Raw genomic sequence first — 16,663 nt, 5'->3', positions numbered from 1 at the left:
AACGTGGATAGAAAGCTGAGAAAGCTGGATAGCGGTCAAAAACGTGGATAGAAAGCTGAGAAAGCTGGATAGCCTGCTCAAAAACGTGGATAGAAAGCTGAGAAAGCTGGATAGCGGTCAAAAACGTGGATAGAAAGCCGAGAAAGCTGGATAGCCTGCTCAAAAACGTGGATAGAAAGCTGAGAAAGCTGGATAGCGGTCAAAAACGTGGATAGAAAGCTGAGAAAGCTGGATAGCCCGGTCAAAATCATGGATTGAGAGTCGAAAATGCCAGATAGCCCGTTCAAAATGCCGGATAGCTGCCCTAAAACCACAGACTTCTCCCTAATTTCCTACTAGACAAATAGATTTTTTAAGTATATAGTTAGTTAGGCTAACTAACTAAAAAGGAGTGATATTGTTGACGATTGAACAAGAGTTTTTTAATCAGTACCGCTTAATGTACAGACCGTTTATCAATCTAGTGAATGAGCAGTTAGGGAAATATCAGCTGTATAGTTCTCAATGGGCTCTCCTTCGATTATTGAAGGATAAAGGGCCACATACATTTGTTGATATTGCGAATTTTATGTATATTGAAAAGCCGAGTGTGACTAGGCTTGTGCACAAGCTTGTGGAACTTGGCTATGTGGAAACGGTAGCGGGTAGGGATAAACGTGAAAAGCTTGTACAATTAACGGTTAATGGTGAAGTGATTGTGCAAGAAATTCAAGCGCATTTAAAACCAACTATGGAACAGGCACTCGCAGGGGTATCAGAGCGGGATATTGAAATTGCGACACAAGTTTTAGCGAACATTTGTGCAAACATCAATCGGTAGGAGAGAAAAAAAGTGGAAGCATCTAGACAAAAACTTTGGACGAAGGACTTTTTAATCGTCTCACTCATTAACTTTACCATTACCTTAATATTTTTTTTATTGATGGTAACAATTGCAGGCTATGCGGTTGAGCATTTTGGGGCTTCAACTAGTACGGCAGGGCTTGTATCGAGTATTTTTATTATTGGTACATTATTTGGTCGTCTCGGGACTGGACGTATCATTGGGGATTGGGGTAGCAAAAAAACACTATTTTGTGGATTATTATTGTTTATGCTATCAACGATGTCTTATTTTATCGCGACGAATTTGCCCCTTCTTATGCTTAATCGTTTAGTACAAGGTATTGCACTTGGGGTGGCTAGTACGGCGACAGGAACAATTATTGCCCAAATTTTACCGCCTGAGCGACGAGGGGAAGGTATCGGTTATTATAGCTTAAGTGCTATTTTAGCAACGGCTATAGGACCTTTTGTAGGTATTCTTTTAACACAGCTGTTTGCAGATTATCGGATGATTTTTGCTGTTGATTCCGTATTAGCTATTGTTTGCTTTTTGATGTATTTTATCGTAACCATTCCAGATGCACCGAAGAAGGCGAAAGAAATGGCTGAGAAAACAGGATTTAAGCTATCCAATTTTATCGAAATGCGTGCTGTGCCAATTGCTTTTGTGGCGCTCGTTATTGGCTTTGCCTATTCAGGGGTTATGTCATTTATGACGTTTTATGCGAAAGAGCTTGATTTGGTAACAGCGGGAAGTTATTTCTTTATTATTTATGCAATTGTCATTTTAGCGACACGTCCATTTACAGGGAAATTACTAGATACTAGAGGTGCGAACATTGTGATTTATCCATGTCTAGTCATTTTTGCAGTCGGTATGTATGCTTTTAGTTCTGCGACAAGTAGTATTGTCTTTTTATTAGCAGCTGCTTGCATAGGAATTGGCTATGGCAATTTCAATTCAGTAGCGCAAGCAATCGCTATTAAAGTTACACCAAATGAGCGTTTAGGACTTGCGACATCGACATATTTTATTTTATATGATTTAGGTTTAGGTGTTGGTCCTTATTTCTTAGGATTCTTCGTTCCGACTTCGGGGTACAGTGCTATTTTCTTCGCGATGGTATTCGTTATTTTAGTTTCAATTGTCCTTTATTATTTTTTATATGGAAAAAATGAAAATGTAAAACAAGCAAAAATTTCATAGTTTAGAATCTTTATATTGAAGAAAAAACATTATTATCACCTAGATAATGATGTTTTTTTCTTTAATTAAAAATACTTCTTGCAATCGACTATGATAATCATTATCATTCTCGATATAAACTATTTCGGAAGTAGGTACTTAGCATGAAAAAAAATTCATTATTGTCAGTATTAGTTGCAGGGGGCATTCTTATGACTGGCTGTGGCAATACAGATGAAGCTAAAAAAGAAGATAAGCCTGCAACAGAGCAAGCAGAAAAAGGTACAAAAGTTGATTTATCCGTTGAAACTGCAGCTTATCAAAAATTTGCCTTAGAGCAAATGGATCAATTTTTACTAGAAACAGAAAAATTTGTGAACGCATTTAAAGCCGGTGACATTGAAAAAGCAAAAGCTGCCTATGCACCAGCACGTATGTATTTCGAGCGCTCAGAGCCAATCGCTGAAAGCTTTGGCGACCTGGATCCACGTATTGACGGTCGTTTAGCTGATATTAAAGAAGAAGGTAAGGGCGAAGAAGAATGGTCAGGTTATCATAAGCTTGAACATGCGCTTTGGGTAGAAAATAAAACTGCAGGCTACGAGGCAATTGCAGATCAATTACTAGCAGACGCTAAAGAATTACACGCTTTAGTTCAAACTGTAGAAGTATCACCAGATTTAATGATTACAGGTGCGGTTGATTTATTAAATGAAGTATCAACATCTAAAATCACTGGTGAAGAAGAAATCTATTCTCACACAGACCTATATGACTTTAAAGCAAACATCGAAGGTGCAGAAAAAATCTTTGAAATCCTACGTCCAAAATTAGAAGCGAAAGACAAAGACTTAGTAGCAACATTGGATGAAAAGTTCAAAGCAGTAGATGATTTATTGGCCAAGCATGCAACTGCTAATGGCGGGTATGTTTCTTATGAAGAATTAACTGAAGAAAACACAAAAGCACTTGCAGCAGCCGTAAATCAACTTGGAGAACCATTAAGCCAAATGGGTATTATTTTGGAGTGATAATAAATGACAGTGTCAAATGATGAAAAATGGATCAATAAAAAAATATCTAGACGTGACATGTTAAAGTTAACAGGTATGGGAGTAGCTGGTGTAGCAATCGGTGCTTCTGGCTTAGGTGGTGTTATGAAAGTAATGGGCTATGATGTGTTTGAGCCTGTTGCAGACAGCACGACAGCAGTTAACAAAGTTGATTTCTATGGAAAACATCAATCTGGCATTATTACACCTGTTCAGACAAATATATATTTTGCTTCTTTGGATGTTTTATTTACATCAAAGAAAGAACTACAAGAGTTGTTCAAACAATGGACACCTCTTGTTGTACGTTTAATGAATGGTGAATTAATGGTAGATTTAACAACAAATACTAGAGTGCCGACAGGAGATACTGGTGAAGCGGATGGCTTAGATGCTTCAAACTTATCGATTACAATAGGTGTAGGACCTTCTTTGTTTGATAAACTTGGTATCCAGCATTTGAAGCCTGAGGAATTAAAAGACTTACCTCACTTCCCGAAGGATCAGTTACAAAAAGAATTTACTGGTGGGGATCTTTGTATTCAAGCATGTGCGGATGATCCACAAGTGGCATTCCACGCTGTACGTAATTTAGTTCGTGCAGCTTCTGGTAAGGTAGAAATTAAATGGTCACAGGCAGGATTTAACTCATTCCCAGCTGGCGGAGGCTCACCTAGAAATTTATTTGCATTCAAGGATGGTACGGTAAATCCATCGAGTACCGATGAAAAAGATTTAAATAAAGTAGTATGGGTCGATAAAGGTTGGCTAAAAGGCGGCTCTTATTTAGTAGCTCGTAAAATACAGATGCATCTTGAAACATGGGATCGTACATCTTTAAAAGATCAAGAAGCAACATTTGGTCGTTATCGCGATAGTGGTGCACCTATTGGTAAAAAGAAAGAATTTGATGATTTCGATGTAGAGGCGAAGGATAGTAACGGTGAGTATATTATGCCAGATACTTCACATGTGCATTTGGCACGTAAATCGGGTGCACGTATTTTACGTCGTTCATACTCTTATGCATCAGGAGTTATGACGAATACGGGTACACATGATGCCGGACTATTATTTATATCTTATCAAAAAGACCCAGCCCAGTTTACAACAGTCCAAAATAGCTTAGGGCGAATGGATAAATTGAATGAGTACATTACCCATCGAGGCAGCGCAGTGTTTGCTTGCTTCCCTGGTGTATCAAAGGGGAGTTATATAGGTGAAGCACTTTTTAACGCGCTGTAGTTTAGTACTTTGCTTGTTATTGGCACTTGCTGTACCAGTGCAGGCAGCGCAATCATATAGTCATTTGTACATTTCTATTAGTGATGCGCTAATGAATACGAAGCAGGACAAAGAAGCCGAGGCAGAACATGCACTTGAACAATTTGCCACAGACTGGGCATCGGTCACGTCTGAGCAAAAGGACGCAAAAGTAAAAGTAGATGAAATTCTTGCGCAAGCAGTTAAAGCTACTTCCAAAGAAGAACGTTTAAAGGCATTGTCTGACTTGTCAAATGCCTTACGTGCTTTAGAAAAGCTTGAGAATCCTGTAGATGAAGCTGCGCAGCGAGCAGAATTTGGCACGAAATTTAAACCTAACATGAAAGCATTTGAAGATGCCTTAGCAAGTGGTGATTTAACTAAAATCGACGCAGCGTATAAGGATTTTAATACGAAATGGAAGAAAATTGAACGCCCTGTACGTGAGCAAAGTATTGCGATGTACGGACAAATTGAAACACAGATGGCCTTTATCCGAATCTCACTTGCTTCGGAAAAGCCAGATGTAGCCTTAATGCAATCTCAATATGCAGAATTAAAACAAACAATCGAGGATTTTATAGCAGGTAATGATACGGCGAAAGTTGTTGAAGGTGAGTATTCTTTAGCAACACTAGTCGCTTATATTGATGAGACAAACGATTTTATCGATGCAGGTGATTACAAGGCTGCATCTGATAAAATTCGAGAGTTCATTAAAATATGGCCAAGTGTAGAAATTGGTATTTCAACACGTAACGGCAGCCTTTATACAAAAATTGAAAGTGATATGCCGATCCTCGTTAGTGACTTATTAAAGTCTAACGTCGATGCCAAAGCAATTCAAAGTAAGCTTGATACTTTCCGCACTGAAATTGAATTGATTCAAGGTGACTCGGATTATACTCTGTGGGATGCAGCATTAATCTTACTCCGAGAGGGCTTAGAGGCACTGCTTATTATTATGGCATTAGTATCGTTCTTAGAGAAATCTGGACAAAAAACAATGCGCAAATGGATATATGTTGGCGCATTAGTAGGAATCTTACTATCAGCGATAGCAGCTGTTTTAATGTCGACACTTTTCCAATCTGCGACAATTGATACAAGTCGAGAGCTGATGGAAGGTTATATTGGGTTACTAGCAGCAGCGATGATGATTGGCGTTGGTATTTGGCTCCATAGTAAATCAAGTGTGACAAGCTGGAATCGCTATATCTCCAAACAAATGGGCAATGCCATCTCAAGTGGCTCGGTGTTTGCGATGGCAGTAATTAGCTTCTTATCCGTTTTCCGTGAAGGGGCAGAAACACTTGTCTTTTATGCGGGGATTGCACCTAAAATGGAGACATCTCAATTTGTACTAGGTATCGTAGTAGCACTTATATTATTAACTATTTTTGCATTTGTGTTACTGAAAGCAAGTGGAAAAATTCCAATTCATAAATTTTTCGCAGTGGCAACGGTGTTAATCTATGTATTGGCGTTTAAAATTATTGGTGTCAGTCTGCATACACTGCAGCTAAGAGATACAGTTTCAACAACAATTGTAGATGGCTTGCCAGTTGTCAGCTTCATTGGTTTTTATCCAACAGTAGAAACAATGATTGGGCAAGCGATTTTACTTTTACTTATTGTAGCTACGGTCATTTATAAAAAGAAACAAAAATAAATAGAAGGGCAGATGAATTTATTTTCATCTGCCTTTTTGCTTTTCAATAACACTAAACAAAGGTTTATTTTTTTGTAAATTGGACGTTGATATAATTTACTGCATCGTTACAAAAGGAAAATAAATAGGCTCATTTCTACAATACAACTTTACGACTTTATGTAATTAATTGTATTGTTGCCTTTCCTGAATAAGTGGAAAAGGGTACTATTGTATGTGGAGGATGTATATGGTAAAAAATATAAAGAAAAGTATAGGATCGACACCAAAATGTGTGGTTGATTTCCGTTCCGACTGGGCGCTTTCCTGGGGGCGTCCGATGAGCCGCTTCACTGCGCTGCAGGGTCTCATCGTGACGCTGATCCCCGAGGAGTCGCCCAGTCTCCACTCCAATCAACTATTTACATAGTAGACGTTTAAACTAAAGTCATCCACAACTTTTGGTGATGAACCAAAATATACAATATTCGCTAATTTTTTTCATACTATTTAGTTATAATTCAACGCTTATTTCGTGATGAGATTCAATGGGGGCAAATTATCGGAACTTCAATTTTATTTCTCCCTAACTCAAAGTTGGATCTCTTTCGGCGGATGTCAAAGCCTCCACTGATATAGAGGAACTTAGAGGCAATTTATCTGTGCGAAAGCGAAGCGCCAGCACAATAGGGTTTTATGAACATCAACACATGACTCAGTGACCAACATCAAGTTGGCCTAAAGTAGACGGGGGAATGAAGATGGATAGTGAAAAACACGGTAATGAAAATAGTGAAATCTACAGTTATAATACCTACAATATTTTTGCATATATTATAGGTATTCTATTTTCACCATTACTAGGGGTGATTATGGGAATTGTAGGTGTAATACAGCGTAAGAAAAATGCTTGGAGTATTATTATCATTTCAATTCTTGGTTGGGTTTTAAATGTATTGGTAATTAATAATCTATAAATGTGGCTTTACTAGAGTAGGGATTGTTTAATCATTGAGTACAATTTTTTTTATGAATTTTTGCTTCCACAATCTAGGGGACTTATGCGTATTACAACTCATATACGTAAGTCCTTTTGTTATGCTGTTCTCTCATTTCCAGGAGCGCTTCGACATCTTCATATGTTGCATTGCATCTCTTTGAACAGTCAAAGCGGTGATTAATTTTAATCAATCTTTTTCAAGGTTTTATAGATACATCCAGCTTTCAGCAAACAATATAGTGTTTTTCTCATTTTGAGGGGGAATTGCTGACTTCCCCTCTTTTAGAAGTTAGTTATGCCAATGCGACGGACGTTTTAGGTGGGAGGGTAATTTTGTTTGGTGATTGCCCTGTGCTGAATTTATTTGCATTTGGGTTAAAAACATACTGCTAGAAAGGTCTGCGCCGCGTAAATTGGCGTCTCGTAAATCCGCACCTATAAAATCAACCCCTCTTAAATCTGCATTTTGTAGGTTGGCAGCAATTAAATAAGCTCCTCTAAGATCGGTTGCTCTTAAATCCTTGCTCTTTAAATTCTTTCCAATCCAATCAACCCCACGATAGTCATACTTTCGAGCGCTTTTTCCATTAATCTTTTCGATAAGGATTTGGCGAATTTGCTCACTTGTTTCTAACAGTAAAACATTCACCGGCAGTCGGAAATTAGGAATATCTATTGCTAGTATTGCATCTGCTTCTAGCTCAGTTGCACGCTGTAGCTGTTCTAATTGCCTATGTAGTTTGTTAAATAGGGATGAATCAACCGTATACGATAATGCCTCTGCGACGTAGGCAATCATTTCATACAGTTGTTCCATAATCGGAAAGACATGAAACATTTTCTCAGAAATTTCAGGGTGTTGTCGCCAGTCTTGTCCATGGAAAGTTGTTTGTGAAACTTTTTGTCCTGCTCCTAAACAATCAAAAACTGTACATCCTTTAAACCCTTGACCTCTAAGTGTACTATGAATTTGACAGCTAAAATCGGATTGTAGATTAGGGCAAGGTGTGCCAGCGGCTTTATTAATGGCAAAGTCGCTAGAAGCAGCAATATTTAAAGCTGTACAACATAGACCAAAACAGCTTTGGCAATCGGCCTGTAAGCCTTCACGTATTTTTTTTCCTATTGTATAATCGATTTTTTTTACTTCAGCCATGATGTTTACCTCACTTAACACATTAACTTTTTACATTTTATTCTATCACTTATTATGCGTTAAAAGGATAATTTTGTATGGATGAATTTATAATTGATCTCTAGATATTTATAAAATCGGAACAGCCGCCTATTGACAATTTATTGTAAAATGCTATAATTTTCATCGACAGACAGTCGGTCTATGAGGAGGAGTAAAAATGAGAAAAGAAGCGATGGAGCGCAGAAACGAAATACTGGATGCGGCTGATGAGCTTTTCGGTCAGAAGGGCTTTGATGGCACTAGTACTAACGATATTCTCGAAAAGGTCGGAATTGCACGAGGAACGCTGTATTATCACTTCAAGTCGAAGGAAGATATTATGGACGCGCTAATTGAGCGGTATAATGCTCAAATTTTAGGTGCAGCCAATCGAATTGCTGCTGATAAGAGCATAGCCGTTCACGAGCGTATTGTTCGTGTTGTAATGGCATTAAACATAAGTGATGGAAACGGGAAGGAAATTATTGACCATATACATAAGCCTCAGAACGCGCTTATGCATCAGAAAATACAAAAGGTTATTATGAACGGTCTTCCCCCAATACTGACGGAAATAATCCGTGAGGGGATTGAGCAAGGACTATTCAGTACACCGTATCCGTATGAATGTATGGAAATGATTGTGGCCTATACGAATACCGTTTTTGATGATGATATGGTTGATATAACCGATGAAGAACGTGCTGCGCGTATACCAGCTTTTGTCTTCAACGTAGAAAGACTGCTCGGTGTCGAAAGCGGAAGTCTTATGTACATGATGAAGATGTTTAGCAATGGCGGTGAAGAAAATGGAAACAACGATGGTTGATTCAGAGGATTTTTTCAAAAAAATTCTTCTACTTTGGTCAGGGCAGCTTTCAGCAATAAGGAGCGGGCTTACAGTGTTTGGGCTTGCAATCTATGTTTTCCAGCAGCCGGGAAAGGCATCGGCAATGACGCTTGGATTTTTACTTGCGTTTTTGCCCTCGCTTTCGGGTATACTTGCAGATTATATGTTCACTCCTTTGCTAGTTGACGGCGGATTGCCTGCTAACACCGGTACAGGTTATGGTAAAGGAACGGGCTTACTCATCATAATCGCTGGCATTTTATTATGTGTTACTTCGTTCATTCTGTTCAATTTGAAGTCAGTTAAAAAGCTTGAAAACAGAGGTGACGTATGTATTTCAGATTAATCCGTAATGACATTGCTAAAAGCAAACTGATAACGTTGACAACAATGATATTTGTCGCTGCTGCGGCTATGCTTGTTTCGCTTTCGGCGATACTTATTGTCAATCTTTCTGGTGCGATCGATTCTCTAATGAATCAGGCGAAAACGCCGCATTTTATGCAAATGCACTCGGGGGATATTGATCCTGTACGACTTGCGAATTTCGCGGAGCAAAACAACAATGTTGATGAATTTCAAGTGCTTGAGTTTCTTAATATGAACAATGGGCAAATTATTTTAGGTGACCATTCGCTTGCGAATAATGTTCAAGACAATGGTTTCAGTATACAGAGTGGAAAATTTGATTATCTTCTTGATCTTGACGGAAACGTCATAAACGTATCCGATGGAGAGCTTTATGTGCCGATAAACTATATGAAGGACATCGACATAAAGGTCGGTGATAAAGCCGTAATAGGTGGGAAGAAATTTACTGTAGCGGGCTTCCTTCGTGATTCACAGATGAATTCCATGTTGTCTTCCTCAAAAAGATTTTTAGTCAGTCCGAATGATTACGCGGCAATAAAAGACAATGGAAGTACGGAATATTTGATTGAGTTTAGATTAAAGGATTTAACTGCGCTTAGTGAATTTGAAACTGCTTATGCCTCCGCAGGGCTTGAAGCGAATGGACCAACGATTACATATCCACTTTTCAAAACTCTTAACGCAATTTCCGATGGGCTGCTAATAGCAGTTATCCTTCTTATAAGCGTTCTAGTCGTTGCAATCGCATTTATGTGCATACGTTTTACACTCCTTGCAAAAATCGAGGATGATTACCGTGAAATTGGTGTTATGAAGGCGATAGGGTTGCGTCTTTCTGACATTAAGAAAATTTATCTTGCGAAGTACACAGCGATTGCAGCAGGGGGTAGTATTCTCGGTTTTGCACTTTCGTTAATATACAAAGACCTGCTTCTTGAAAATATCCGACTTTATATGGGGGAAAGCGAGAACACTTCATTTGCCGCGGCATTAGGAATAATTGGCATACTGCTTGTATTCCTAGCGATAATTGCCTATGTAAGCGGAATACTAAGACGATTTCGGAAAATATCTGCTGCAGAAGCAATGCGTTTTGGCACTTCACAGGAAAAAAACGCAGGAACAAAGCGCTTTTGCCTGCATAGAAATAAGTTGCTTAACCCGAATATTTTTCTAGGTATTAAGGATGTTCTCGCAAGGAAGAGACTTTACGCTACAATGCTTGCCGTACTTGTAATTTCATCATTTATCATAATTGTTCCACAAAACCTTTACAACACGATTTCCTCAACAAGTTTCATTAAATATATGGGTATTGGAAACTACGATATTCGTATCGATATTCAGCAGACTGATCATATTTCTAAAAAATCTGCCGAGGTTTTAACATCTATTAACAACGACAGGTCCATTTCAAAATATACCATCCTTACAACAAAGACATTCAAAACAAAAACAGAAGACGGTTCGGAAGAAAATATAAAAATCGAACTTGGCGACCATTCGATATTCCCCATTCAATATATCGAGGGCAGAGCACCCGCAGTTGACAACGAAATTGCACTTTCATCTTTGAACGCTGATGAAATGAGCAAAAATGTTGGCGATGTCATGACGGTCGTGATGAATGGGAAGGACATAAAGCTCACGGTAAGTGGCATTTATTCCGACATTACGAACGGAGGAAAAACGGCAAAGGCTATTTTTACTGATAATTCGGAAGGTATAATGTGGAGCGTGATCTGCGCGAAGCTTTCAGATAAATCTCTTGTTAATGAAAAAGTCTCAGAGTATGCGGACAGATTTACTTTCGCTAAAATTTCCAATATCGATGAATTTGTAACTCAAACATTCGGCTCGACTATAAAATCGGTAAGCAAGGCATCCATTGCTGCAATTGCCATAGCACTCGTAATAACGGTACTAGTAACACTGTTGTTTATGAAAATGCTTGTCGCAAAGGACAGATATTCTATTGCCGTTATGAAAGCATTAGGTTTTACAAACCCGGATATTACGATACAGTTTGCATCGCGAGCGGTATTCATATCAATGATCGGAATTGTTCTTGGTACTCTATTAGCGAATACTCTCGGAGAAGTACTTGCTGGCGCGGTTATCTCCTCGTTTGGGGCGTCGTCGTTTAGTTTTTCAATCAATCCACTTTCCGCGTACGTACTTTGTCCGTTAATGATGGTTTGCTCGGTACTAATCACAACAATAATTGGTACATCGGGCGCGGGGAAAATAAAAATATCCGAAAATATAAAGGAGTAGTTTATGAAGAAGATTATCATCGGTGAACATATTGTAAAAACTTTCGGCGAGGGTGATGAAAAGTGCAATGTTCTCGACGGAGCGTCCGTTGACATAAACGAGGGTGAGTTTGTTGCAATAATGGGACCCTCTGGCTCGGGTAAAACAACGCTAATGTTTGCACTAAGCGGCATGGACAGTGCTGATGGTGGAAGGATTATTTTTGATGGCATTGATCTATCGTCAATCAGGGAGGTTGAACTTTCAGATATACGTAGAACTAAAATGGGCTTTGTATTTCAGCAGCCAACGATGCTTAAAAATCTAAATATTCTCGATAATATTATTCTGCCATTAATGCGCGAGAATAGAAAAAATGTTGCAAAAATATCAGAGAAGGCACGAGCACTTATGAAGAGGGTTGGTATAGAGGAGCTTAAAATGCGCGACATTACACAAGTTTCGGGAGGGCAGTTACAGCGAGCAGGGATCTGTCGAGCGCTTTTGAACAACCCGAAAATCATCTTCGGCGATGAACCAACAGGTGCTCTTAACTCAAAATCAGCACAGGAGATTATGGACATCTTTTCCGAAATTAACGCGGGCGGAACTGCAATCATGCTTGTCACTCATGATGTAAAGGTAGCGGCGCGGACAGAGCGTGTTTTGTTTATGAGAGATGGAAAAATCGTAAGTGAGCTAAAGCTTCCAAAGTTTGACGGAACGAATATTGATGACAGAATAGGGAAAGTAACGGAGAAAATGTGGGGAATAGGGATATAAGTTGTTAGATCAACAAAGGCTGAATGAGAACCTGGGGGGAACGAACGCGTCCTGTAATAACGCCTTCGTGATCAACATCTTGCCGACCAAGCAGCTCAGCGGACTGATCCTTGCTTGGTTAGCGGCGGAATTTCGGGTTTTAGTGGCGTTCTTCCTTTGGTTAGCGGCGCAACTCACACTTTTAGCGGAGAATGCCAACATAAGCTCTTTAGAAGAATTGACGCCCTCGGGAAATCACCTCCAATATTGCAGAAGATGTATATATTGCATTACAACCTGAAGGAAGAAGCCTATATTTTTAAGGTTCTTCCTTTTTTTGCTTTTAATACTTGCAAACTTAAAAGTCATAGTGTAATATTTAACTAGTACACTATGACTCGAGGTGTTTATGTGAAAAATTTTGCAGGGCTGTTGAAAAAGGAATGGATGCTTTATAGGGCGTGGCTATTTAGTGGAATTTTTATTGGGATCATGCTGTCAATAATCGTTCCATATTTAATTAGGCGTTTTAGTGGTGAATTTACGATGGAAAACCAGCTGCCATTTTTCTTTTCGATATTAGTACTTATGTTAGGTGTATTTTTTTCGGTATTACAATATCTAATTAGCATCCGTAATGACTTAAGGATCAAAGAGATCTGGCTGCATTCAACTAGTTCTATTGCGCAGCTTGTAGGTGTTAAAATTGTATTTTCCTTAATAGGATACGCTATCTTCAATTTTATCTTTGTGAGTATAGCTATATACAATATCAAAGAAGAGATTATAGGCAACTTCGCCCAAATCTTTTTATTGATTATGCTTGTTGTATCACTTATTGTTATTTTCCAATTGATGATGTTTGTGATAGTGCTACTATTTTTTGCATTTAATCTCCAAATGAAACACTTATTTGGTAACTTTTCTGTAGTTATCACGATGTTTACCTTTTTCTTTAGTTTGAATTTATGGTTCAAATTTACAGAAAGTAAATTATATGATAATATTTTCCATCATATAGGTATTCCATTAACGGGTCTGGAACCATTTTTTCCGAAGTCACAAACAATGAATTTAAGTTGGGGCACCATGTATATCGTAGATGAAGTAGCAACTTTTATTTTGGTAGCCGTCCTATTTATCATAGCGACTAAGTGGTTTGAAAAGGTGGTTTTACGATGACAATCGACTTTTCACGTGATAAGCCCATTTATAGTCAGCTCGTAGATAGGATATGTGGGGACATTCTGAAAGGGAAGTTAGTGCTTGGGGATCGACTTCCTTCGGTTCGAGAATATGCAGTGGAGACAGGTGTTAACGTAAATACTGTGCAACGGGTGTATAAGGAGTTAGAAGCGATGAATATAACGGAAACCAAACGAGGTCAAGGTACATTTATTACAACTGAAGAAAAGCGAATTGCGCTTTTACGCGAAGAAATGAAAACACAATTAGCAGATCATTTTTTAACTTCCATTGAAGCACTTGGATTTTCAAAGGAAGAGATGATTGTTGTTTTACAAAATAAATCGTGAGGTGAAATAAATGCTGCAGTTATCGAATGTTTCTTTTCGTTATATGAAAAAGCCTATTCTTCAGGATGTGTCATTTTCCTTTCCGGTTGGACAAATCATTGGGCTTGTTGGAGAAAATGGTAGTGGCAAGTCGACACTACTTAAAGTGTTGACAGGCATATTACGTCCATCGAGTGGGGAAGTATTGCTAAATGGAACACCTGTTACACGTAGAAGTGCTGATAAAATTGCTTATTTACCAGATATTGATTTATTTTTTGATTTTTACACAGGTGAGCAGCTTTTTCAGCATTATGCTTCTCAATTCGAAGATTTTTCGTATGATAAGGCATGTATTGTTGCGGAGTTTTTGCAAGTTGATAAAAGTGTGAAATTACGGCAATTATCAAAGGGGAATCGTGGTCGAATGAAAATGGCCGCAACTCTTGGGCGAGAAGTACCTTATTATGTAATGGATGAGCCATTTTCTGGTCTTGATCCTATTGTTCGTGAACAGCTCATTAAAGGGTTAATTCAATTTACTGATATTGAACATCAGACAATTTTATTATCAACACATGAATTATATGAAGTAGAGCCTATTTTAGATCAAATCATTTTATTACAAAATGGTTCGATTATTGCACATGAGGAAGTAGAGACGATTCGAGATATGTCGAATAAGGATGCTGTGCAATGGATGAAGGCATTTTATAAGAAAGGGTGAAATTAATGACAACACAACCTATTGTTCAATTGCAAAATATTTCAAAAACCATTCGTGGTAAGCAATTGATTCAGCAATTGAATATCGATTTATATCCAGGTCAAATTACTGGATTTTTAGGACCGAATGGCGCAGGGAAAACGACGACAATTCGTATGATGACAGGGCTTATGCATCCAACTGAGGGGAACGTCATTATTGATGGTCTTTCCCTAAAGGATAATTATGAGGAAGCGATTAGTAAGGTCGGCGTAATTGTAGAAAATCCGGAAATGTATAAATTTATGACGGGCTATAAAAACTTACTGCACTTTGCGCGTATGCATAAAAATGTGACAAAAGAGCGTATTGAAGAGGTCGTTAAACAAGTTGGTCTTGAGAAACGCATTCATGAAAAGGTATCAACGTATTCGTTAGGGATGCGTCAGCGTTTAGGACTTGCACAGGCACTGCTTCATCGTCCAAAATTTTTAATTTTAGATGAACCTACAAATGGTCTGGATCCAGCAGGTATCCGAGAGTTTCGTATGTATTTACGTAAAATCGCGGCGGAGGATGGAGTATCTGTTTTTGTCTCCAGTCATTTATTATCCGAAATTGAGTTAATGTGTGATCGAGTAGCTGTTATTCAAAATGGCAAACTCATTGACATTCGTGATATCAACGTTGAAACTTCTTCGTTTTATTATATTGAAGCTACACCAAATGATCAGGCTGCAGCACTTCTACAAAAGCTTGATTACAACTTTGTGACAGAAAATAACGGTTATGTGGTGGAAATAAAGAAAGAGGATATACCGAAACTAATAATGCAATTTGTGAATGAAGGAATTCAATTATTTGCTGTACAACCGCATCAAAAAACGTTAGAGGATCAATTCTTAGAAATGACAGGAGGTGGCCAAATTGCTGAAGCTAATTCAAAATGAATGGATGAAATTATGGCATAAAAAAGGAACTTGGGTAATGGTCGCGCTAGTTATCCTCTTTATTATTGGTCCAGGTATTATGCTGAAATACTTTGATACAAAAATAACAGAAGATATAACGTGGCAGGAAAGTGAACAACAGGCCATTAATAATAATAAAGAGTTTATGAACGAAGACAATATATCGGTAGAGGATAAAAAATACTTTGAGGAGCAAATTGCTATTTCGGAGTATCGATTAGCCAATAATGTGCCATCACAAGTAGATGGTAGCGTAGAGAGTTTTATGTCATTGACAGGTGGCATGCTGACTTTAGTGACATTGTTTACAGTTATTACTGCAGCAAGTATTGTATCTAGTGAATTCTCTACTGGTACGATTAAAATGCTATTAACGCGTCCGGTTTCGCGCGCAAAAATATTAACGTCAAAATTACTTACAACTTTCATATTTGGACTCTTATTGTTTGTTGTCAATGTCGTAGTAAGTGCTCTTGTTGGACTGATACTATTTGGCGGTACAACTGGTGTTGAGCTAGAAATGGTCAATGGTCAAATTGTTGAAAAAGCAGTATGGAATGATTTAGCTTATCACTACTTACTTTCTGGCGGAAGCTTTGTTATGTCAATTTTGTTTGCTTTCTTAGTGGGCTCAGTTTTCCGTTCAAGCTCTTTAGCGATTGGCTTAACGATGTTCTTATCTTTTACAGGTGGAATGATTGTGATGTTCCTAAGCAGATTTAAAATCGTTAAATATATTTGGCTAACACATTCAGACTTAACACAGTATGAAAAAGGCAATTTTATAATAGATGGTATGACAATGCCATTCTCACTCACAATTCTTGCGATTTACGCTGTAATTTTCCTTGTGATCAGCTATATGACATTTATGAAACGTGATGTAACAGCATAAAAATGCGTTTGCTTTCATGAACTGCACCTCAATTGTTAGAAATATAACTAACAATTGGAGGTGCTTTTTTTGTCTGGATGAGACAATTTTTAGAATATAAATAAAATACATAAAGGTTGAATTTAAGTTATGAAAATAGAAAATTCTGAAAATTGGTTGTTTTTTTCTAGATAAAGAATATAA

18 protein-coding genes are annotated in these 16,663 nt (G+C 38.1%); 16 read left to right on the top strand and 2 right to left on the bottom strand.

The window, feature by feature from the left end; translation table 11 throughout:
• Positions 1 to 77: 77 nt before the first annotated feature.
• Positions 78 to 314 (bottom strand): hypothetical protein, encoded by a 237-nt coding sequence (locus ACIQ7N_RS16895; RefSeq protein ID WP_402934179.1) that lies wholly within the window; start codon positions 312 to 314, stop codon positions 78 to 80.
• Between the two features lie 86 nt (positions 315 to 400).
• On the opposite strand from ACIQ7N_RS16895, the gene ACIQ7N_RS16890 reads away from it, so the two are divergent.
• The 7 genes from ACIQ7N_RS16890 (at position 401) to ACIQ7N_RS16860 (ending at position 6,954) form a co-directional block, all read left to right on the top strand.
• Positions 401 to 820, top strand: coding sequence for a MarR family winged helix-turn-helix transcriptional regulator (locus ACIQ7N_RS16890; protein WP_402934176.1), 420 nt, complete (start codon positions 401 to 403; stop codon positions 818 to 820).
• A gap of 12 nt (positions 821 to 832) precedes the next feature.
• Complete coding sequence (locus ACIQ7N_RS16885; RefSeq protein ID WP_402934173.1) at positions 833 to 2,032, top strand: MFS transporter; 1,200 nt, start codon at positions 833 to 835, stop codon at positions 2,030 to 2,032.
• Between the two features lie 143 nt (positions 2,033 to 2,175).
• Positions 2,176 to 3,042, top strand: coding sequence for an iron uptake system protein EfeO (efeO, locus tag ACIQ7N_RS16880; RefSeq protein WP_402934170.1), 867 nt, complete (start codon positions 2,176 to 2,178; stop codon positions 3,040 to 3,042).
• Between the two features lie 6 nt (positions 3,043 to 3,048).
• A complete protein-coding gene (gene efeB, locus ACIQ7N_RS16875; RefSeq protein ID WP_248718765.1) occupies positions 3,049 to 4,308 on the top strand; it encodes an iron uptake transporter deferrochelatase/peroxidase subunit in 1,260 nt (419 codons plus the stop codon).
• Complete coding sequence (locus ACIQ7N_RS16870; protein ID WP_402934166.1) at positions 4,283 to 5,998, top strand: FTR1 family iron permease; 1,716 nt, start codon at positions 4,283 to 4,285, stop codon at positions 5,996 to 5,998. The genes efeB and ACIQ7N_RS16870 overlap by 26 nt, the downstream gene beginning before the upstream one ends.
• 229 nt (positions 5,999 to 6,227) lie before the next feature.
• Complete coding sequence (locus ACIQ7N_RS16865) at positions 6,228 to 6,407, top strand: hypothetical protein (RefSeq protein ID WP_402934163.1); 180 nt, start codon at positions 6,228 to 6,230, stop codon at positions 6,405 to 6,407.
• Positions 6,408 to 6,738: 331 nt separating this feature from the next.
• Positions 6,739 to 6,954, top strand: a complete 216-nt coding sequence (locus ACIQ7N_RS16860; protein ID WP_402934159.1) for a hypothetical protein — start codon at positions 6,739 to 6,741, stop codon at positions 6,952 to 6,954.
• 312 nt (positions 6,955 to 7,266) lie between these two features.
• Here ACIQ7N_RS16860 and ACIQ7N_RS16855 read toward each other — a convergent pair whose 3' ends face one another.
• Positions 7,267 to 8,133 carry a pentapeptide repeat-containing protein gene (locus ACIQ7N_RS16855; protein ID WP_402934156.1) on the bottom strand — a complete coding sequence of 289 codons (867 nt, stop codon included), beginning with the start codon at positions 8,131 to 8,133 and terminating at the stop codon, positions 7,267 to 7,269.
• Between the two features lie 199 nt (positions 8,134 to 8,332).
• On the opposite strand from ACIQ7N_RS16855, the gene ACIQ7N_RS16850 reads away from it, so the two are divergent.
• The 9 genes from ACIQ7N_RS16850 to ACIQ7N_RS16810 all read left to right on the top strand — a co-directional run bounded on the left by ACIQ7N_RS16850 (position 8,333) and on the right by ACIQ7N_RS16810 (position 16,480).
• Positions 8,333 to 8,983 carry a TetR/AcrR family transcriptional regulator gene (locus tag ACIQ7N_RS16850; RefSeq protein WP_402934153.1) on the top strand — a complete coding sequence of 217 codons (651 nt, stop codon included), beginning with the start codon at positions 8,333 to 8,335 and terminating at the stop codon, positions 8,981 to 8,983.
• Positions 8,964 to 9,350, top strand: coding sequence for a hypothetical protein (locus ACIQ7N_RS16845; protein WP_402934150.1), 387 nt, complete (start codon positions 8,964 to 8,966; stop codon positions 9,348 to 9,350). Before ACIQ7N_RS16850 ends, ACIQ7N_RS16845 begins: the two co-directional genes overlap by 20 nt.
• The gene (locus ACIQ7N_RS16840) at positions 9,335 to 11,653 is read left to right on the top strand and encodes an ABC transporter permease (protein WP_402934147.1); all 2,319 of its coding nucleotides are present in this window, start codon (positions 9,335 to 9,337) and stop codon (positions 11,651 to 11,653) included. Before ACIQ7N_RS16845 ends, ACIQ7N_RS16840 begins: the two co-directional genes overlap by 16 nt.
• A 3-nt stretch (positions 11,654 to 11,656) precedes the next feature.
• On the top strand, positions 11,657 to 12,415 hold the full coding sequence (locus ACIQ7N_RS16835; protein ID WP_402934144.1) for an ABC transporter ATP-binding protein: 759 nt from the start codon (positions 11,657 to 11,659) through the stop codon (positions 12,413 to 12,415).
• Between the two features lie 390 nt (positions 12,416 to 12,805).
• Positions 12,806 to 13,576 (top strand): hypothetical protein, encoded by a 771-nt coding sequence (locus ACIQ7N_RS16830; protein ID WP_402934141.1) that lies wholly within the window; start codon positions 12,806 to 12,808, stop codon positions 13,574 to 13,576.
• Positions 13,573 to 13,929, top strand: a complete 357-nt coding sequence (locus ACIQ7N_RS16825; RefSeq protein WP_402934138.1) for a GntR family transcriptional regulator — start codon at positions 13,573 to 13,575, stop codon at positions 13,927 to 13,929. Before ACIQ7N_RS16830 ends, ACIQ7N_RS16825 begins: the two co-directional genes overlap by 4 nt.
• Positions 13,930 to 13,939: 10 nt before the next feature.
• Positions 13,940 to 14,635 carry an ATP-binding cassette domain-containing protein gene (locus ACIQ7N_RS16820; protein ID WP_132362901.1) on the top strand — a complete coding sequence of 232 codons (696 nt, stop codon included), beginning with the start codon at positions 13,940 to 13,942 and terminating at the stop codon, positions 14,633 to 14,635.
• Between the two features lie 5 nt (positions 14,636 to 14,640).
• Positions 14,641 to 15,564, top strand: a complete 924-nt coding sequence (locus ACIQ7N_RS16815) for an ABC transporter ATP-binding protein (RefSeq protein WP_132362899.1) — start codon at positions 14,641 to 14,643, stop codon at positions 15,562 to 15,564.
• Positions 15,542 to 16,480, top strand: a complete 939-nt coding sequence (locus ACIQ7N_RS16810) for an ABC transporter permease (RefSeq protein ID WP_402934134.1) — start codon at positions 15,542 to 15,544, stop codon at positions 16,478 to 16,480. The genes ACIQ7N_RS16815 and ACIQ7N_RS16810 overlap by 23 nt, the downstream gene beginning before the upstream one ends.
• Positions 16,481 to 16,663: the final 183 nt, after the last annotated feature.

This window comes from Lysinibacillus sp. NPDC095746, assembly GCF_044763535.1.
Lineage (GTDB): Bacteria > Bacillota > Bacilli > Bacillales_A > Planococcaceae > Lysinibacillus.
Note: the sequence above shows the minus strand (reverse complement) of the source record. Positions and strands in the feature narration are given on the sequence as shown.